The following is a 17,223-nucleotide window of genomic DNA, read 5'->3' on the forward strand; positions in this document are numbered from 1 at the left end:
TGGGGCTAGACCACCGGTTTTGACACGGGACAGCGATCATCCCTTCGCTTGCGGTGAGGGGCTACCGTCGGCAGCGTCTCGGGATAGGACGGTGCTGATGGGGCGGCGACGGCGGGTGCCGGTGTGGCTGGTGGTCGCGCTCGTGGCCGCGCTCGCCTCCGGCGGTTACGGGGTGTGGATGGCCATGGGGCAGAGCACCGTGACGCCGCCGCCACCCCGGTCGGCCTGCGAACTGATCCGGCCGGAGGCGCTGGCCCGGCTCGGCCTCACCCAGGACGGTCCCGCCGACTCCGACGTCCGGCAGACCGCGGTCTACAGCGAGTGCCTCTGGTCAGCGGGCACGTCGGCGCAGCTCGACATCGTCGTCGGTCATCACTCGGGAGACGGGCAGGGGGTCAGCCCGCACGACCGGGCCGGCTGGCTGCTGAGAGCCGGCCATGGGGGCTACGCGGAGCTCACCCGGCCCGATATTCCGGGCGCGGAGGCGGTGCAGTTGCGATACGACTCGTCCGTCGCGACGCCCAAGCTCGAGGGGTGGGAGGGCGGCAACCGGGTCGAGCTGTGGATGCGGGCGGGCGCCTTCTCGGTGCTCCTCTACTGGACCAGCAAGGACGAGCCGGAGCAGGCCGTGCGGACCGCGCAGTGGCTGGCCCGAGAGGTGGTGTCGGCGCTGTGAACCTCTCCGAGGCGGGCCTGCGGCCGAGCACGGACGGCGACATCCCGCCGGGTGACGTGCTGCGCTTCCTGGCCAGGTGTGCCGTCGCCCTGGTGCTCGTGGCCGCCGCCCTGGCCGGCGGCTACGCTGCCGGGCCGGTGCTCGGCAGGCACGTGGCCCGGCTCGACCTGGAGCGCGCCGACCGCGACTTCGTCCGCCCCACGCCGCCGGACCTTGCGGACCTGCCCGCGCGCAGCCCGTCCCCCTGACGTCCGCCCCGGGGCGGGCCGGCCGCGCCGCACGGCGGTGGGGGTTGGTCAGGCGGCTATGGGGAGGGCGATGGTGTGGCCGGTGTGAGTGACCTTGGCGCGGAGGTAGCGGAGGTTGTCGGGCTTGGCGTGGACGCCGGTGGGGACGACGCTCGCCACCTCGATGCCGTGGTCGCGCAGCTGGCCGGGCTTGTCAGGGTTGTTGGTGAGCAGGTCGATGCGGGGCACGTCCAGCGCGGTGAGCATCTGCGCGGCGGCGGTGTAGTCGCGCTCGTCGTCACCGAAGCCCAGCGCCCGGTTCGCGGCGTACGTGTCCAGGCCCGCGTCCTGCAGGGCGTAAGCGTCGAGCTTGGCGTACAGGCCGATGCCCCGCCCCTCCTGGCGCAGGTAGAGCAGCCAGCCGCCGTGCTCGGTGATCTTCTGGACGGCTTCGCGCAACTGGGGGCCGCAGTCGCAGCGGGCGGAGCCGAACACGTCGCCGGTCATGCACTCGGAGTGGGCCCGGACCAGCGGCGTCGGGGTGTTCGCGAAGTCGCCGAGGCCGAGCGCAAGGTGCTCCAGGCCGTCGGACAGGCCGGTGAAGGTGAAGACCTCGGCGGTGGTCGCGTACCCGTCGGGGAAGCGCAGCGGCACGGTCACCCGGGTGCGTACGCCCAGCGTCTCGGTCATGGTCCACCAGTCTCGTCGTCGAAACACGCTTGTTCGATCATGCTCTACAGCTAACGCCGGTCCTGCGTCTGAGTTGTTGAAGTCTCAAGAACTCTGTGAAATTCCCTCACCTCCCGATGTGCGATGGGACACACGCCGCGTAGCATCCGCAGCCATGACCGTCTCACCCCCCGCCCAGGTCACCGCCCCCGACCAGGACAAACCCCTCACCGGAGGGGTACGCGCCGGCTACGCGCTCGGCTCGCTGGCCACCGGAGCGTTCGGCACGGTGCCCGGCCTGCTGCTGCTGCCGTACCTCACCGACAACCTCGGGGTCGCCGCGGGCCTGGCGGGCCTGCTGGTGCTGGTGCCGAAGGCGTGGGACGTGCTGATCAACCCGGTCGCGGGCCGGATCTCCGACCGCACCGTGTCGCGCTGGGGCGCGCGCCGGCCGTACCTGCTGTTCGGCGGGCTCGCGGTGGCGGTGCTGTTCGCCGCGATGTTCGCCGCGCCGTTCGGCACCGGCACGGGCGCGTCGGCCTACGTGGCGGTCGCGTTCCTGGCCACCGCGACGGCGTACGCCTTCTTCCAGGTGCCGTACGTGGCGATGCCGGCCGAGATGACCGACGGCTACACCGAGCGCACCCGGCTGATGACCTGGCGGGTGGCGGTGCTCGCGATCGCGATCCTGGTGTCGGGCGCGGTGGCGCCGATCGTGGTGCAGGCCGGGGGCGGGGGCGTGCCAGGTCACCGGTGGATGGGCCTGTTCGTCGCGGTGCTGATCATCGCGGGAGCGCTCGGCGCGTTCCTGGGCACCCGGCGCGCGCCGGTGGGCCGGGTCACCGAGAGCGAGCCGTCGCTGCGCGCGCAGCTGGCCGTGGTGCGCGGCAACCGGCCGTTCATGGTGCTGCTGATCGTGTTCGTGGTGCAGTCGATCGGCGTCGCGACGATGCTGGCGGGCGTCAAGTACGTCGCCGACCACGTACTGGAGCGTCCCGAGGACGGCCCGACGCTGCTGTTCGCCTGCTTCGTGGGCCCGGCGCTGCTGGTCATGCCGCTGTGGAGCAGGGTCGGCGCCCGGGTCGGCAAGACGAAGGCGCTGGTGCTGGCCTCGCTGCTGCTGGCCGGGGGAGCGCTGGCGCTGGTGGTGGCGGGTTCGGTGCCGCCCGTGGCGGCGTACGCGATCACGGGTGTGATCGGCGTCGGCTACGCGGGACAGCAGGTGTTCGCGATGGCGATGCTGCCCGACTGCGTGGCGTACGACGCCGCGCGCACCGGCCGCCGCCAGGCGGGCGTGTTCACCGGGCTGTGGACGGCGGGGGAGACGCTCGGCCTGGCGCTGGGCCCCGGCCTCTACGCCCTGGTGCTCCAGCTGTCCGGCTACGCCTCCTCGGCGTCCGGCCAGGCCGCGGTGCAGTCGGACGGCGCCCGGCTAGGGGTGCTGCTCGGCTTCAGCGTGGTGCCCGCGCTGCTGGCCGGACCGGTGACGCTGCTGCTGCGCCGCTACGACCTGACCCCCGATCGGCTGGCATCGGTGCAGGTCACGGCCGGTGACGCGGCTGACGATAGGGTGACGCGATGATCGACGCACTGCCCACTGAGGGCGTCCCCGCCGAGCAGGTGCTGGCCGAGCTGCGCGGGATGCGCCAGGCCGACCTGCCCACCCACGGCGGCCGCCTGTTCGCCTACGTGTACGACCCGGCCCGCGCCGGGCTCGACGAGCTGGCGATGTCCGCGTACGCGCTGTCCGCGCACGTCAACGGCCTGGACCCGACGGCCTTCCCGTCCCTGCTGGCGACCGAGAACGCGCTGGTCGCCGCGGCGGCCCGGGTGCTCGGGGCGGGGCCGGGCACGAGCGCGCCGGACGTGGTCGGTTCGGTCACCAGCGGCGGCACCGAGTCACTGATCCTGGCCGTGAAGACGGCCCGCGACGCGCACCCGGAGATCGCGAACCCGCGGCTGGTCGTGCCGTCCACGGCGCACGCCGCGTTCGCGAAGGCCGCGCACTACCTGGGCGTGGCGCTGGACCTGGTGCCGGTGGACCCGGAGACGTTCACGCCGGACCCGGCGGCGATGTCCGCCGCGATCACCGCGGACACGGTGCTGGTGGCGTGCTCCGCGCCGTCGTACGCGCACGGCGTGGTCGACCCGGTCGAGCAGATCGCGGCGCTGGCCGCCGAGCGGGGCGTGCGCTGCCACGTGGACGCCTGCTTCGGCGGCTGGGCGCTGCCGTTCCTGCGCCGGGTGGGCGTTTCGGTGCCCGCGTTCGACTTCAGCGTGCCGGGCGTGACGAGCGTGTCGGTGGACCTGCACAAGTACGCGTACACCCCCAAGGGCGTGTCCGTGCTGCTGCACCGCGACGCGAACCTGCGCCGCCCGCAGTACTTCGCGTTCGCCGAGTGGCCCGGCTACACCATGATCAATCCGGTGATCTCGTCGACCCGCTCCGGCGGCCCGATCGCGGCGGCCTTCGCCACGCTGCGCCACCTCGGCGACGAGGGCTACCTGGAGCTGGCCCGGCAGACCCGGGACGCGGTCGCCGGGCTGGCCAAGGCGGTGTCCGGGGTGGACGGCCTGCGCCTGCTCGCCCCGGCCGACTACACCGTGGTCTGCCTGGCCTCCGACGATCCCGGTCTGGACCTGTTCGTGCTCGCCGACGAGCTGGCCGCGCGGGGCTGGCACACCCAGCCGCAGCTGCCGTACGCCGACCTGCCCGCGAGCATCCATCTCACGGTGACCGCGTCGGTCCTGCCGCAGGTGCCGCAGTTCGGCCCGGACCTGGCCGAGGCGGTCTTCGCCGCCCGCTCCCAGGGCCCCGTCCAGCTCCCCGCCGAACTCCACGCCCTGGCCTCGTCCCTGCCCCCGGACCAGCTCACCCCGGAGCTGGTCGCCGCCCTGGCCCAGCAGTTCGGCCTGGTCGGCGGCGACCCCGGCGCGGCCCCCCGCCTGGCCGTCGTCAACGCCGTCCTCGCCGCGGCCTCACCCCGCCTGCGCGAACGCCTCCTCGTCGAGTTCGTCAGCCTCCTCCAACGCCCCACCTGGTGAAAGGAAGGGCACCTTCTTAACGCTATGCGTTGTAGAAGGTGCCCTTCTTAACGCCTCGGTGGTGGACGCCTGGGCTGGCGCCAACCCACTGGGCGGCGTGGCTCGCTCAGCGGCGCGGCTCGCTGGGCGGCGCGGGGCGAAGATCGGCGTCTCGTGTCGAAAAGTGCGGCTGGGCGCTGCAATGTGACACGAGACGGCGATCAACACCCGCCCCGAGACCCCGCCACGTTAGGAAGGGCACCTTCCTCTACGCATAGCGTTAAGAAGGTGCCCTTCCTAACCGACGGAGGCGGCTCCGGCGCGGGGCCGGGGCGGGGTGGGTCACTTGCGGAGGAGGCAGGTGAGGCGGGCGGTGCAGATGCGCTGGTCCTCCTCGTCGGTGATGACGATCTCGTAGGTGACGACGGTGCCGCCGCGGTGCAGGGGCGTGGCCACGCCGGTGACCAGGCCGGTGCGGGCGGCCTTGTGGTGGGTGGCGCTGATGTCGACGCCCACGGCGTACGGGCGGCCGATGGTGGAGCCGTGCAGGGTGGCCCCGATCGAGCCGAGCGTCTCGGCCAGCACGCAGGACGCGCCGCCGTGCAGCAGCCCGAACGGCTGCGTGTTGCCCTCCACCGGCATGGTCGCGACGAGCCGCTCGGGGGTCGCCTCCAGCAGCGTGATGCCCATCCGCTCGGCGAGCGCGCCGTGCATGGTCGTGTCGTATGTCATCTCCACCCGCCGCACGTTACCCGCCGGTCACCAGCGCGGACAGGCCCGGGAACGGCTTCGGGGAACCCGCGGGCCTCCGGGGGGAAGCGGAGGCGGCGGGTTCCCCGAAACGGCTCGGGCGGCGACGCGTCAGGGCGTCGAGCCGCGGTAGTGACCCAGGGTGGCGATGCCGACGATCCAGCCGACGAACAGGCCGTAGATCGCACCCGCGCCGGCCGCCTGGAACGCGCCGAGCAGCGACGCGTCGGAGCGGATGAACGCGGTGAGCAGGCCGGCCACGGCGCCCGCGAAGATGTAGCCGGACCAGCCGGCCATCAGTTGGCTGAAGGTGCCCCGGGCGCGGCCCAGCTGGGCGTTGGTGGACAGCGCCAGGAAGACCGCGGTGAACACGATCAGCAGGATCGCCTTGATGTCGGCGGCGATCACGTCCTGGACGGAGGCGTCGGCGTCGAACCTCCACGCCGGCCAGGCCAGCAGCCGCAGGAACCAGCCGCCGGCGGTGTCGGGGTCGGCGTTGTCGTTCGCCCAGTCGACGTACACCGGGCTGCCGAACACCAGCACGAGGATGAGTGCGGCGATGACGCCCGCACCGGTCGCGGTGCGGTATCGCGAAGCGGTGAGTACCATGGCGCCTCGATTGCCGGGCGCCACGGTCAGTAAACATACGTGCCCAATGTGTACTGATTAGTCCTGCGTGCCCGGGCGCACAGCGGACGTGCGCCCGGCGCTGAGGGGGATCACGGCGTGCGTGGCCGGGGTGCCTGGGAGTGGCGTCCCGCGGACATCCGGGTGGCGAGCCAGACGAAGAACATGGCCAGGGCGAGCTGGATGAAGTGCCGGATCCAGTCGATGCCCCTGGTCTCGCCCACCCCGAGCCAGGTGGCGATGATGCCGCCCAGCGTCGCGGCGAGGATGCCCGCGATCACCGTCATCAGCGCCGAGATGTTCTGGTGTCCGGGCAGCAGCAGCCGCCCCAGATACCCGACGATCGCGCCGCCGACGATGCCCCAGATGATCGCCCCGATCATGCATGCCCCCCGTGATCACTCTGCGTTCCAGGCCAGTATCGGCCGGTGGTGCGGCAGCTCGGGAGGCTTTGCGAATATCCGTCGTATCTTCGGCCTAGCGGCCGGGCGCCGCGAGTACGCAGGACGGGTTGGGCACCCGGGTGGCGTGGCCGGTCGGCTGCGGCAGCCCGGTGCCCGGGTCGCGGCGGAACACGGTGACCGAGTCGCCGTCCTGATTGGCCACGTACACGAAGTCGCCGATGAGGGCGAAGTGGCGCGGCCAGCGCCCGCCGGTGGGCACGTCGGCCAGCGCCCGCAGCCCGCCGTCGGCGACGTCGAACACGGTCAGGCAGTCCGCGCCCCGGTTGGCCACGTAGAGGAAGCGGCCGTCGGGGGAGCACTCCAGGTGGCTCGGGTAGTTGCGCTCGGCGGGCGGGGCGGCGGTCGCGGGCAGCGCCGTCACCGGCGTCAGCCGGCCGTCCTCGGCGGTGCAGGCGACGACCGTGGAGTCCAGCTCACCGGCGACGTAGACCGTGCCGGACGGGTGCAGCGCGAGGTGGCGCGGGCCCATGCCCTCCGGCATCGGCGAGGTGTGCACGTGCCGCAGCCGCCCCGACTCGTCCACCACGTATCCGCGCACCTCGTCGGTGCCCAGGTCGGTGACGTAGAGCAGGCCGCCGGGGGTGAACAGGGCCATGTGCGCGTGCGGTGCGCCCTGCCGCTCCGGGTCCGGGCCGTTGCCCGCGTGCTCCACCAGGTCGTGCGGCGGGCGCAGCGCCCCGTCGGGGCCGATCGCCAGCACGCCGACCGAGCCGCCGCTGTAGTTGGCCGCGACCACGAACCGGCCCTGCGGATCGACGCCGAGGTGGCACGGGTCCGCCCCGCCGCTGGGCTGGCTGGCGAGCAGCGTCAGCTCGCCGCCGTCGGCGACCGCGTAGGACAGCACTTGCGCGGCGGACTCGCTGGCGGCGTAGAGGTGGGTGCCCGCCGGGTGCCAGGCGATCCAGGACGGGTCGACGGCCTGCACCGGCGACAGCGCCGGCTCCAGCCGCCCGGACTCCGGGTCCTGCCGCCAGCCGGTGATCGCGTGCGAGGTGCCGGCGCTCGCCGTGTACGAGCCGATGTAGACGAGGTCCGGCGGAACGTGCCCGGCCCCGCCGTGGCGCCGCTGCAGCGGCGTGCCCGTCCCGTCACTTTCCGGCGAAACCGATGACATGGCAGGCAGCTTAGTCGGCCGTGTTGATCAGGACGGCAGGTGCACCGTGAAGCGGCAGCCGCCGCCCGTGTTGGCCACGCCGACCCGCCCGCCGTGCGCCTCGACGAGTCCACGCACGATGGCCAGCCCCAGGCCGCCGCCGCCGTCCGCTTCGGGCGTACGCGCCTTCGCCCCGCGGAACGCCACGTCGAACACGTGCGGCAGGTCCCCGTCGGCGATGCCGCCGCAGGTGTCGGCGACCTCCAGCCAGCCGCCCTCGGCGTCGCGGCCGCCGGTGACCATGACCGTGCCGTCGGCGGGCGTGTAACGCACCGCGTTGAGCAGCAGGTTCCCGACGATCCGGGACAGCTCGCGCTCGCCCGCGCGCACCGTCGGCCAGTGCTCCTGCGCCGCCGTCAGGCGCACCCCGCGCGCCGCCGCCAGCGGGGCCGCCGCCGCGACCGCGTCGGAGACCACCTCGCCCAGCGGCACGTCCACCGGCGCCAGCGCCAGCGCGCCCGCGTTGATCCGGGACAGCTCGAACAGGTCGTCCACCAGGGACGCCATCCGGTCGGTGCCGGTGCGGATACGGCGGTGATACTCGGCGACGGTGGCCGGGTCGCTGACCACGCCGTCCTCCAGCGCCTCGGCCATGGCCCGCATCCCGGCCAGCGGGGTGCGCAGATCGTGCGACACCCAGGCGACCAGGTCGCGGCGGCTCGCCTCGACCTGGCGCTCGCGCTCGCGCGCGTCGGCGGCCCACATCGCGGTCCGGGCCAGCCGCCACGCCACCCAGCCGCCGAACAGCAGGCTGACCAGCCCCGACAGTGGCACCACCAGCAGCAGCACCTGGAGGTCGTGGGCCGAGATGAACATGCCCTCGGCCACCGCGAGCACCCCGGCCAGCATCGCCAGCACCGTGGCGACCAGCAGCACGCAGACGTTCAGGGTGAGCGAGCGGCGGTGCAGCAGGCGCAGCAGCAGCGCCGCGGGCAGCCACACCACCGCGGCCCCGCCGAGCGCCGCCAGCAGGATGAGCAGCACGTCACGCATCTGCCGCGCCCGCCACCGGCTCGTAGCGGTAGCCGACACCCCATACCGTATGGATGCGGCGCGGCGCGGACGGGTCGGGCTCGATCTTCTCGCGCAGCCGTCGCACGTGGACGGTGACCGTCGACTGGTCGCCGAACGTCCAGCCCCATACCGACTCCAGCAGCTGCGCCCGGCGCAGGGCGACGTCCGGATGCGCCATCAGGTAGGCGAGCAGGTCGAACTCGCGTACGGTCAGCGCCAGCTCCTGGCCGCCGAGCGTCGCGGTGCGGCGGGCCGTGTCCACCACCAGGTCGCCGTCGGCCAGCACGGCGGCCGTGGCGGCGGGCGCGGTGCGGCGCAGCACCGACTGCGCCCGCAGCACCAGCTCCCGCGGGGAGAACGGCTTGGTCACGTAGTCGTCGGCGCCGAGCTGGAGACCGGCGATGCGGTCCACCTCCTCGCCGAGCGCGGTCAGCATGATGATCGGCACGCCCGGTCCGGGCGCGGCGCGCAGCCGCCGGGCCACCTCCAGGCCGTCGATCCCGGGCAGCATCAGGTCGAGGATCAGCAGGTCGGGGCGCTCGCGGGCGTACGCGTCGAGCGCGGTCTGCCCGTCGGCGGCCAGCACCACCCGGTGCCCGGCATGCTCCAGATAGCGGCGTACCACGTCGCTGACGGTGGGATCGTCGTCCACGACGAGCACGGTGGTGGCCATGACGTGAGCGTACGTCCTGGTCAGGGCTCACCGAACCGAGGCGGGTGGGACGGGATCCTTACGATCCGCGAACGCGGCCGCCATTATGCCCGCCGGAGTCCTAGCGTGACTGGGTATGACGAGGTTCTTCCGCAAGCCCGCCGTCTGGGCGGTGGCCGCGGTGCTGGCCGTGGGCCTGGCGTTCGGGCTGTACTGGTTCCAGCCCTGGAAGCTGCTCACCTCGAACACGGTCAACGACGCGGCCCCGGTGGTGGTGGCGCCCACGCCCGCCCCCGGCACGCCGTCCGGGGCGCCCACACCGTCGCCCGTGGCCGTGCTGCTGGGCGAGGGCGCGCTGGTGACCCACGAGCACGACAGCTCCGGCACGGTCCAGCTCGTGCGCCTGCCGGACGGCCGGCACCAGGTGATCCTGCGCAACCTGGCCACATCGGACGGCCCGGACCTGCGGGTATGGCTGACCGACCAGCCGGTGCTGCCCGGCCGCGACGGCTGGCACGTGTTCGACGACGGCAAGCACGTCGAGCTGGGGCGGCTCAAGGGCACCCACGGCACCCAGGTCTACGACGTGCCGGCGAACACGGATCCGGCGCAGTTCCGCAGCGTCACCATCTGGTGCGCCCGGTTCAAGGTCTCCTTCGCCGCCGCCGAGCTGAGCATGTGACGCTCCGTGTCCACTCGGGAGGGTGACCGCTTGCTCGATCGAGTATTACCGATGGTATGACCCATCGACATATGCATTCCTGGGCACCTATCATCAGGTCATGGCGCGGACTCGTACGGTGACTGGTGCCGGCATCATCGCAACCGCGGCGCTCGTCCTCATCTTCGGAAACCAGCCCTTCACTGAGTGGGTCTACCGGCACACCAGTGAAGACACTGCCTGGGGCTGGTTCCTGCGTGTGCTCTGCTGGCCCCACTGGGCCTTCGGGCCGGTCGACGGCTCCAGCGGCGCGATGCGCCGTCTGCTGGCCGACGACCTGCGCGCGCTGTTGCTGATCCTGTTCGTCGCGGTCATCCTCGGCGTGGTCAGCAAGGCGGTCACCGGCGGCGCCGGCGGCTTCCTCCTGGGCTGGTCGGCTCTGATCTTCGCATCGGCGCTGGCGGCCTTCCTCACCGCGTTCATCATCGCCAACCCCACGTTCATCGGCGCGCTCAAGGCCGCTCACGCCGGTTCGGCGTACGGCCTGTTCGTCGGCTGGATCGTCGGTGCCGCCACCGGCACCGCCAAGGGCGCCGGCTCCTGACCGCGGCCCACCCCGTCCCCCAACCCCCTTCGCAGGCGACGGCCTGCCGCGTCGAGTCCGGCCGGGACCCGATGCGGCAGGCCGTCGTCCGTGCCGCGCGGGGTCAAGGGTGTTCAGACATTCGTGAACACTGCGAAGGTCGTTATCATCGGTGCTGATGAGCGACGAAGTTGACGCGGTCGCCCCGCGTGATGAGGACGCCGTGCGCCGCTCCGTGGAGCACATGGCGATGATGCTGGCCGACATGGGCTTTCCGCGGATGCCCTCGCGCGTGCTGATGACGATGATGAGCGCGGAGGAGACCTCGCTGACGGCGGGTGACCTGGCGGATCGGCTGAGCGTGAGCCCGGCGGCGATCTCCGGAGCGGTCCGCTACCTGATGCAGATGGGCTTCGTCGTACGCGAGCCCGCCCCCGGCTCCCGCCGGGACCACTACCGCCTGCCCGACGAGCCCTGGTACGGCGTGACCACGGCCAAGCGCGGCTTCTACGGCCAGTTCTCCGACGAGGCCGAGGGGGTCATCGACGCGGCCGGCGGCGAGGACACGGTGGCCGGGCGGCGGCTGGCCGACATGCGGGACTTCTTCCTCTTCGTGCAGGACCAGGTGGGTTCGGCGCTGGCGCGCTGGCAGGAGCAGCGGCAGCAGGGGCGTTCCGCCCGGCGGTGATCACGTGTAGTCTCCCCAGCCGTAGTAAACGGTTTCCATGCGGCTGAGGAGTGCTGATGGTCGAGTTCGCCGTGGCTTCGGGCGGCTTCCTGCGGGACGGGCGGCCGCACCAGGTGCTCTCCGGGGCGCTGCACCACTTCCGGGTGCGCCCGCAGCTGTGGCGGCACCGGCTGCGCATGCTGCGGGCGATGGGCCTGAACTGCGTGGAGACGTACGTCGCCTGGAACCTGCACGAGCCGGTGCCGGGCCGGGTCGACTTCACCGGCATCGCCGACCTGTCCCGCTTCCTGGCCGAGGCGGCCGAGGAGGGGCTGGACGCGATCGTGCGGCCGGGGCCCTACATCTGCGCCGAGTGGGACAACGGCGGCCTGCCGTCCTGGCTCACGGGGCGGCCCGGCCGCCGCATCCGCTGCCACGACGCGGACTACCTGGCCGCCGTGGACGCGTGGTTCGACGAGCTGATCCCGGTCGTCGCCGCACACCAGGCCACCCGCGGCGGCAACGTGATCATGGTGCAGGTCGAGAACGAGTACGGCTCGTACGGCTCCGACAAGGAGTACCTGCGCCACCTGGCGGACGGCCTGCGCGCGCGGGGCATCGACGTACCCCTGTTCACCTCGGACGGGCCCGAGGACTTCATGCTCGACGGGGGCACCCTGCCCGGCGTGCTCGCCACGCTGAACTTCGGCAGCGACCCGGAGGGCGCCTTCGCCGCGCTGCGCCGGTTCCGCCCGGACGACCCGCTGTTCTGCATGGAGTTCTGGTGCGGCTGGTTCGACCACTGGGGCGACGAGCACGTCACCCGCGACCCGGCCGACGCCGCCGACGTGCTGCGGCGCATCGTGCGGGCGGGCGCGTCGGTCAACGTGTACATGGCGCACGGCGGCAGCAACTGGGGCGTCTGGGCGGGCGCGAACCGCGCCGACGGGCACCTGGGCGCGTTGCAGCCCGACGTGACCTCGTACGACTACGACGCCCCGATCGACGAGCGCGGCGCGCCCACCGAGAAGTTCTGGCTCATGCGCGACGTGCTGACCGCGCACACCGGTGTCGAGCCGCCCCCGGTGCCGCCGGCCGCCCCGCTGCTGCCCGCCGGGCAGGTGGCGCTGACCGAAGCGCTGCGCCTGTTCGGCGTGCTCGACGTGCTCAGCCCCGAGCCGGTCCGGGCCGCGATGCCGCCGAGCTTCGAGGAGCTGGGGCTGGTGCACGGGCTCACGCTGTACCGGACCGAACTGCCGGGGCCGCGGCAGGCGTACCCGCTGACGGTCGACGGCCTGGCCGACCGGGCACACCTCTTCGTGGACGGCGCGCTCACCGCGGTGCTGACCGAGACCGGCAACGCGGCCGAGGTGGCGGTGCCCGGCGCCCGTGCCACGGTAGACCTGCTGGTGGAGTCGATGGGGCGCACCAACTACGGGCCGCTGACCGGCGAGCGCAAGGGCATCACGGGGGCCGTGCGCCACGCCCAGCAGTTCGTGCACGGCTTCACGGCGTACCCGATGGATCTCAGGGAACTGCCGCCGCTGCCGTGGGACGCGGCCCCGGCGGGGGACGCGGCGCTGCCCTCCGGGGGGCCGACTTTCCACCGGGGACGGCTCGACGTGACGGCTCCGGCGGACACCTACTTCAGCGTGCCCGGCGGCACGAAGGGGTACCTCTGGATCAACGGTCACCTGCTCGGCCGTTACTGGTCCGCGGGACCTCAGCGCACCCTCCACGTCCCCTGGCCGCTGCTGCGCCCGGGCGGCAACGAGGTCCTCGTGCTGGACCTCGACGGGGCCGAGCTGTCCACCGTGGATCTCCACACTGCCCCTGACCTGGGCTGACCCACTTTCGCCGGGTCCACCACCCGGCGACGCCCCCGTTCGAGGCCGCGACTCCGCCGGAGCCGCGGCCTCGAACCTGTTATGAGACCGCGACTTTTTAAGACTTGCGCACGAGAGGTGGGGGTGTTCTGCCGAGGTCGGAGTAACTTCTGCTTGATCATGCAAAAGTTTCGCGGATTCGGCTAGAAGCTATGGACACGTTCGTCGAAAGCTCGTAACCTGTGCGACACAACACACATCGGTGGTCGTCCAATCAGGCTGGAAGGGCGGGCGGATGAGCCTCGCGCGGGTGCTCTGGGATCCCCTGCATGTCAGGGTGCTGCGGTTGCTGCGAGACGAAGGTGCGCTGTCGCGCGCCGAGCTCGCCGACCGCCTCGACATCCCGCGCCCGCGGCTGCTCGGCGAGCTGGACCGGCTGGTGACCGGCGGCCAGATCGCCGAGGCCGGCCCGGCCGAGTCGCGCGGCGGCCGCCGCTCCACCCTGGTCGAGCTGAACCCGGGCATGCGTTTCGCCGGGGTCGACCTGGGCGCCACCTCGATCGACGTCGAGGTGACCAACGGGCGGCTGGAGCCGGTGGCGCACTACAGCGAGACGGCCGACATCCGCAGCGGGCCCAAGGTGATCCTGCAGCGGGTCAACGAGCTGCTCGCCAAGGCCAAGGTCGAGGGTGCGTTCACGCACCTGGACGGCATCGGTATCGGCGTGCCCGGCCCGGTCAGCTTCCGCGACGGGGTGCCCGTGTCGCCGCCGATAATGCCCGGCTGGGACCGCTTTCCCGTGCGCGAGCTGCTGACGCGGGAGCACGGGTGCCCGGCCGTGGTGGACAACGACGTGAACATCATGGCGATCGGGGAGCGCAACGGCGGCGTCGCGCACTCGGTGGACAACTTCCTCTTCGTGAAGATCGGCACCGGCATCGGCTGCGGCGTCTACCTCAACGGCGAGGTCTACCGGGGCACCGACGGCTGCGCCGGCGACATCGGCCACATCCAGGTCGACTCGCACGGCCCGGTCTGCACCTGCGGCAACGTCGGCTGCCTGGAGGCCGTGTTCAGCGGCGCGGCGCTGGCCCGGGAGGCCACCGCGGCGGCCCGGTCGGGCGCCTCACCCGCGCTGGCCGAGCGCCTGGCCACCAACGGCCAGGTCACCGCGATGGACGTGGCGATCGCCGCGGTCGAGGGCGACGTGGCCTGCGTGCAGCTGATCCGCGACGGCGGCCGGCGCATCGGCACCGTGCTGGCCGGGCTGGTCAGCTTCGTCAACCCGTCGATGATCGTCATCGGCGGCGGCCTGGCACAGCTCGGCCACATCATGCTGGCCGAGATCCGCAGCGTGGTCTACCGGCGGTCGCTGCCGCTGGCCACGGGCAACCTGCCGCTGGTGCTGTCCGAGCTGGGTCCCCGCGCGGGCGTCGCCGGTGCCGCCGTGCTGGCCAGCGAGATCGCCTTCGAGCAGGCATGAGCGAGGAGCCGGTCATGAGCGAGCAAGTTGCGGAGACTTCGGACGTCGTGCTGCGGCTGTCCGGGGTGGTGAAGACCTTCCCTGGCGTACGCGCCCTCGACGGCGTCGAGCTGGAGGTGCGCGCCGGTGAGGTGCACTGCCTGCTGGGGCAGAACGGCGCGGGCAAGTCCACCCTGATCAAGGTGCTGGCCGGGGTGCACCGGCCGGACGCGGGCCGGGTGGAGTGGCTGGGCGAGGAGGTCTCCTTCAGCGGCCCGCAGGCCGCGATGAAGGCCGGCATCGCCACCATCTACCAGGAGCTGGACCTCGTCGACTACCTGACCGTGGCGGAGAACATCTACCTCGGCCACGAGCCGCGCAGCTTCGGCTTCGTGCACAAGGGACAGGCCGCGCGCCAGACCGGGGAGCTGCTGGGCCGCCTGGGCCACGGCGAGATCCCGCCGCAGCGCCTGGTCAAGTCGCTGCCCGCGGCCGGCAAGCAGATCGTCAGCATGGCGCGGGCGCTGTCCCACTCCGCCAAGCTGATCATCATGGACGAGCCCAGCGCCGTGCTCGCGCACGACGAGGTGGGCAACCTGTTCCGGATCATCCGGGAGCTGACCGCGCAGGGCATCGCGGTGGTCTACATCTCGCACCGGCTGGAGGAGATCCGCGAGATCGGCGACCGGGTCACCGTGCTCAAGGACGGGCGCACCTCCGCGGTGAACCTGCCCGCCCGCAGCACCCCGACCCGTGACCTGGTCAGCCGGATGACCGGCCGCTCCATCGAGTACGTCTTCCCCGAGCGGCCCAACACCGCGCCGGGGGAGCGGCTGCTGGAGGTGCGCGGCCTGGGCCGCTCCGGCGAGTTCACCCACGTGGACCTGGACGTGCACGCGGGCGAGATCGTCGGCATCGCGGGCCTGGTCGGCTCGGGCCGCTCCGAGGTGCTGGAGACCATCTTCGGCGCCCGGCAGGCCGAGGCGGGCACCGTGGTGATGAACGGTAAGGCGCTCCCGCCCGGCAACGTGGCAGCGGCGGTGCGCGCGGGCATCGGCATGGCGCCGGAGGAGCGCAAGAGCCAGGCGCTGCTGCTCGGCGAGCCGATCTACCGCAACATGACGCTGACCACCTTCCCCGGGTACGCCACCGCCGGCTTCACCGACGCCGGCAAGGAGCAGGCCGAGGCGATGCGGGTGGCCGACCAGCTGGAGCTGCGCCCCCGCGACGTACGCCGCGCGGTGCGCACCCTGTCCGGCGGCAACCAGCAGAAGGTGGTCGTGGGCCGGTGGCTGCTCGGCGACACCCGGCTGCTGATCCTCGACGAGCCGACGCGCGGCGTCGACGTGGGCGCGCGTGCCGAGCTCTACCAGGTGATCCGCGACCTCGCCGCGTCCGGCGTCGGGGTGCTGCTGGTCTCCAGCGAGGTGCCCGAGGTGCTCGGCCTGTCCGACCGGGTGCTGGTCATGCGCGAGGGCCGGGTGGTGCGCAGCGCGCCGGCGACCGAGCTGAATGAAGAAGACGTTCTCGATCTGGTGATGGCGGGTTCCCTGACCGCCGCGACTACTGAAGAGGTGGCCGCGTGAGTGCGGAAGTTGGCGTGAAGGACGGCGTGGCGCTGAACGCCGCCGGTCCCCGCTGGTGGAAGAACGAGTCGGCCGAGGGCCTGTGGCGCAACCTCGGGCTGGTCGGCGTGCTGCTGGCGCTGTTCGCGATCGGCGCGGTCATCAGGCCGGATCTCTACGGCAACATCGACTGGGTGACCAACAACATGATGGTCATCCTGACCCAGGCGGCCGCGATCGGCGTGGTCACCGTGGGCATGACCTTCGTGATCATCGGCGGCGGCATCGACCTGTCGGTCGGCGCGCTGATCGCGCTGTCGGGCGTCTGGGCCACCACGGTGGCCACGCAGAGCTTCGGCCCGGCCGGCATGATCTTCACCGCGATCGCGGTCGGCGTGGGCGCGGGCCTGGTCAACGGCCTGCTCATCGCGTACGGCCGGCTGGTGCCGTTCATCGCGACGCTGGCCATGCTGGTCGCGGCGCGCGGTCTGGCGGCCGCCATCTCCGGCAAGCAGACCCAGGTCTCCAACGACCAGTTCATCAACAGCCTCGCCAAGGAGCGCGTGCTCGGCGTGCCGCTGCTGGTCATCATCCTGCTCGTGGTGGCCGGGCTGGGCTGGGTGCTGCTCAACCGGACCACCTTCGGCCGGCGCACCATCGCCATCGGCGGCAACGCCGAGGCGGCCCGCCTGGCCGGCATCAACGTCCGCGGCCACACCATGCTGCTGTACGCCCTGTCCGGGCTGTGCTGCGGCATCGCCGCGATCATGCTCACCTCGCTGGCCACCTCCTCCCAGGCGGCCGCCGCCGAACTCTACGAACTCGACGCGATCGCCGCCGCGATCATCGGCGGCACGCTGCTCTCGGGCGGCCGCGGCACCATCGTCGGCTCGCTGTTCGGCGTGATCGTGTTCTCCGCGATCACCAACCTGTTCGCCATCGCCAACCTCCCCACGGAGGTCCAGAACATGGTCAAGGGCGCGATCATCGTGGTCGCGGTCCTGATCCAGCAGGTGCGGTTCTCGTCCGTCACGCAGTTCGCCCGAAGGCACGGCCTCTCCCGTCCCAAGGCCGGCACGCCGCAGCAGACCTGACCGCCGCGTTGTAAAGGTTCCATCACCGCACACCCCGCACCACCTGGGGCGACCGTCGAACGCGACGGCCGCCGGACCGAACACACCCTCGCGACGACCAGGAGGTCGT

The 17,223-nt window shown here is 72.4% G+C and carries 18 protein-coding genes; 11 read left to right on the plus strand and 7 right to left on the minus strand.

All coding sequences use genetic code 11. From position 1 onward, the window contains the following. Positions 1-97: 97 nt before the first annotated feature. Together Cba03nite_RS31670 and Cba03nite_RS31675 are read left to right on the plus strand one after the other, a co-directional pair. The gene (locus Cba03nite_RS31670) at positions 98-676 is read left to right on the plus strand and encodes a hypothetical protein (protein ID WP_203754204.1); all 579 of its coding nucleotides are present in this window, start codon (positions 98-100) and stop codon (positions 674-676) included. Then, on the plus strand, positions 673-924 hold the full coding sequence (locus Cba03nite_RS31675; protein WP_203754207.1) for a hypothetical protein: 252 nt from the start codon (positions 673-675) through the stop codon (positions 922-924). The genes Cba03nite_RS31670 and Cba03nite_RS31675 overlap by 4 nt, the downstream gene beginning before the upstream one ends. 48 nt (positions 925-972) lie before the next feature. Here Cba03nite_RS31675 and Cba03nite_RS31680 read toward each other — a convergent pair whose 3' ends face one another. After that, positions 973-1,593, minus strand: a complete 621-nt coding sequence (locus Cba03nite_RS31680; RefSeq protein ID WP_203754209.1) for a GTP cyclohydrolase II — start codon at positions 1,591-1,593, stop codon at positions 973-975. Between the two features lie 154 nt (positions 1,594-1,747). On the opposite strand from Cba03nite_RS31680, the gene Cba03nite_RS31685 reads away from it, so the two are divergent. Together Cba03nite_RS31685 and Cba03nite_RS31690 are read left to right on the plus strand one after the other, a co-directional pair. After that, the gene (locus Cba03nite_RS31685; protein ID WP_203754211.1) at positions 1,748-3,154 is read left to right on the plus strand and encodes an MFS transporter; all 1,407 of its coding nucleotides are present in this window, start codon (positions 1,748-1,750) and stop codon (positions 3,152-3,154) included. After that, entirely contained in the window at positions 3,151-4,617 is a 1,467-nt protein-coding gene (locus Cba03nite_RS31690; RefSeq protein WP_203754214.1) for a pyridoxal phosphate-dependent decarboxylase family protein, read from the plus strand. The genes Cba03nite_RS31685 and Cba03nite_RS31690 overlap by 4 nt, the downstream gene beginning before the upstream one ends. Before the next feature lie 321 nt (positions 4,618-4,938). Here the strand turns inward: Cba03nite_RS31690 and Cba03nite_RS31695 are convergent, their stop codons facing one another. The 6 genes from Cba03nite_RS31695 to Cba03nite_RS31720 all read right to left on the minus strand — a co-directional run bounded on the left by Cba03nite_RS31695 (position 4,939) and on the right by Cba03nite_RS31720 (position 9,277). Further along, a complete protein-coding gene (locus Cba03nite_RS31695) occupies positions 4,939-5,328 on the minus strand; it encodes a PaaI family thioesterase (RefSeq protein ID WP_239126164.1) in 390 nt (129 codons plus the stop codon). 129 nt (positions 5,329-5,457) lie between these two features. After that, complete coding sequence (locus Cba03nite_RS31700) at positions 5,458-5,955, minus strand: hypothetical protein (protein WP_203754216.1); 498 nt, start codon at positions 5,953-5,955, stop codon at positions 5,458-5,460. 110 nt (positions 5,956-6,065) lie between these two features. After that, a complete protein-coding gene (locus tag Cba03nite_RS31705) occupies positions 6,066-6,356 on the minus strand; it encodes a GlsB/YeaQ/YmgE family stress response membrane protein (RefSeq protein ID WP_203754218.1) in 291 nt (96 codons plus the stop codon). Between the two features lie 94 nt (positions 6,357-6,450). Further along, positions 6,451-7,551, minus strand: coding sequence for a lactonase family protein (locus Cba03nite_RS31710; RefSeq protein WP_203754220.1), 1,101 nt, complete (start codon positions 7,549-7,551; stop codon positions 6,451-6,453). A 27-nt stretch (positions 7,552-7,578) separates the two neighbouring features. Next, complete coding sequence (locus tag Cba03nite_RS31715) at positions 7,579-8,583, minus strand: sensor histidine kinase (RefSeq protein WP_203754223.1); 1,005 nt, start codon at positions 8,581-8,583, stop codon at positions 7,579-7,581. Next, the gene (locus tag Cba03nite_RS31720; protein WP_203754226.1) at positions 8,576-9,277 is read right to left on the minus strand and encodes a response regulator transcription factor; all 702 of its coding nucleotides are present in this window, start codon (positions 9,275-9,277) and stop codon (positions 8,576-8,578) included. Before Cba03nite_RS31720 ends, Cba03nite_RS31715 begins: the two co-directional genes overlap by 8 nt. Before the next feature lie 115 nt (positions 9,278-9,392). On the opposite strand from Cba03nite_RS31720, the gene Cba03nite_RS31725 reads away from it, so the two are divergent. The 7 genes from Cba03nite_RS31725 to Cba03nite_RS31755 all read left to right on the plus strand — a co-directional run bounded on the left by Cba03nite_RS31725 (position 9,393) and on the right by Cba03nite_RS31755 (position 17,114). Next, positions 9,393-9,938 (plus strand): DM13 domain-containing protein, encoded by a 546-nt coding sequence (locus tag Cba03nite_RS31725; protein ID WP_203754228.1) that lies wholly within the window; start codon positions 9,393-9,395, stop codon positions 9,936-9,938. A gap of 22 nt (positions 9,939-9,960) precedes the next feature. Further along, positions 9,961-10,521, plus strand: a complete 561-nt coding sequence (locus Cba03nite_RS31730) for a hypothetical protein (RefSeq protein WP_203754230.1) — start codon at positions 9,961-9,963, stop codon at positions 10,519-10,521. Positions 10,522-10,678: 157 nt separating this feature from the next. Next, complete coding sequence (locus Cba03nite_RS31735; RefSeq protein ID WP_203754232.1) at positions 10,679-11,188, plus strand: GbsR/MarR family transcriptional regulator; 510 nt, start codon at positions 10,679-10,681, stop codon at positions 11,186-11,188. Positions 11,189-11,244: 56 nt separating this feature from the next. After that, positions 11,245-13,014, plus strand: coding sequence for a glycoside hydrolase family 35 protein (locus Cba03nite_RS31740; RefSeq protein ID WP_203754234.1), 1,770 nt, complete (start codon positions 11,245-11,247; stop codon positions 13,012-13,014). A gap of 274 nt (positions 13,015-13,288) precedes the next feature. Then, the gene (locus Cba03nite_RS31745; protein ID WP_203754236.1) at positions 13,289-14,476 is read left to right on the plus strand and encodes an ROK family transcriptional regulator; all 1,188 of its coding nucleotides are present in this window, start codon (positions 13,289-13,291) and stop codon (positions 14,474-14,476) included. 14 nt (positions 14,477-14,490) lie between these two features. Next, positions 14,491-16,041 carry a sugar ABC transporter ATP-binding protein gene (locus tag Cba03nite_RS31750; RefSeq protein WP_203754238.1) on the plus strand — a complete coding sequence of 517 codons (1,551 nt, stop codon included), beginning with the start codon at positions 14,491-14,493 and terminating at the stop codon, positions 16,039-16,041. Then, entirely contained in the window at positions 16,038-17,114 is a 1,077-nt protein-coding gene (locus tag Cba03nite_RS31755) for an ABC transporter permease (protein WP_346113370.1), read from the plus strand. The genes Cba03nite_RS31750 and Cba03nite_RS31755 overlap by 4 nt, the downstream gene beginning before the upstream one ends. Positions 17,115-17,223: the final 109 nt, after the last annotated feature.

It is taken from the genome of Catellatospora bangladeshensis (assembly GCF_016862575.1).
Taxonomy (GTDB): domain Bacteria; phylum Actinomycetota; class Actinomycetes; order Mycobacteriales; family Micromonosporaceae; genus Catellatospora; species Catellatospora bangladeshensis.

What these genes read in the sequence shown, in the direction of transcription:
- Cba03nite_RS31670 (WP_203754204.1), top strand. Translation starts at nt 98, where the DNA reads ATGGGGCGGCGACGGCGGGTGCCGGTGTGGCTGGTGGTCGCGCTCGTG.
- Cba03nite_RS31695 (WP_239126164.1), bottom strand. Translation starts at nt 5,328, where the DNA reads ATGACATACGACACGACCATGCACGGCGCGCTCGCCGAGCGGATGGGC.
- Cba03nite_RS31700 (WP_203754216.1), bottom strand. Translation starts at nt 5,955, where the DNA reads ATGGTACTCACCGCTTCGCGATACCGCACCGCGACCGGTGCGGGCGTC.
- Cba03nite_RS31690 (WP_203754214.1), top strand. Translation starts at nt 3,151, where the DNA reads ATGATCGACGCACTGCCCACTGAGGGCGTCCCCGCCGAGCAGGTGCTG.
- Cba03nite_RS31710 (WP_203754220.1), bottom strand. Translation starts at nt 7,551, where the DNA reads ATGTCATCGGTTTCGCCGGAAAGTGACGGGACGGGCACGCCGCTGCAG.
- Cba03nite_RS31705 (WP_203754218.1), bottom strand. Translation starts at nt 6,356, where the DNA reads ATGATCGGGGCGATCATCTGGGGCATCGTCGGCGGCGCGATCGTCGGG.
- Cba03nite_RS31725 (WP_203754228.1), top strand. Translation starts at nt 9,393, where the DNA reads ATGACGAGGTTCTTCCGCAAGCCCGCCGTCTGGGCGGTGGCCGCGGTG.
- Cba03nite_RS31680 (WP_203754209.1), bottom strand. Translation starts at nt 1,593, where the DNA reads ATGACCGAGACGCTGGGCGTACGCACCCGGGTGACCGTGCCGCTGCGC.
- Cba03nite_RS31745 (WP_203754236.1), top strand. Translation starts at nt 13,289, where the DNA reads ATGAGCCTCGCGCGGGTGCTCTGGGATCCCCTGCATGTCAGGGTGCTG.
- Cba03nite_RS31685 (WP_203754211.1), top strand. Translation starts at nt 1,748, where the DNA reads ATGACCGTCTCACCCCCCGCCCAGGTCACCGCCCCCGACCAGGACAAA.
- Cba03nite_RS31740 (WP_203754234.1), top strand. Translation starts at nt 11,245, where the DNA reads ATGGTCGAGTTCGCCGTGGCTTCGGGCGGCTTCCTGCGGGACGGGCGG.
- Cba03nite_RS31720 (WP_203754226.1), bottom strand. Translation starts at nt 9,277, where the DNA reads ATGGCCACCACCGTGCTCGTCGTGGACGACGATCCCACCGTCAGCGAC.
- Cba03nite_RS31750 (WP_203754238.1), top strand. Translation starts at nt 14,491, where the DNA reads ATGAGCGAGCAAGTTGCGGAGACTTCGGACGTCGTGCTGCGGCTGTCC.
- Cba03nite_RS31715 (WP_203754223.1), bottom strand. Translation starts at nt 8,583, where the DNA reads ATGCGTGACGTGCTGCTCATCCTGCTGGCGGCGCTCGGCGGGGCCGCG.
- Cba03nite_RS31735 (WP_203754232.1), top strand. Translation starts at nt 10,679, where the DNA reads ATGAGCGACGAAGTTGACGCGGTCGCCCCGCGTGATGAGGACGCCGTG.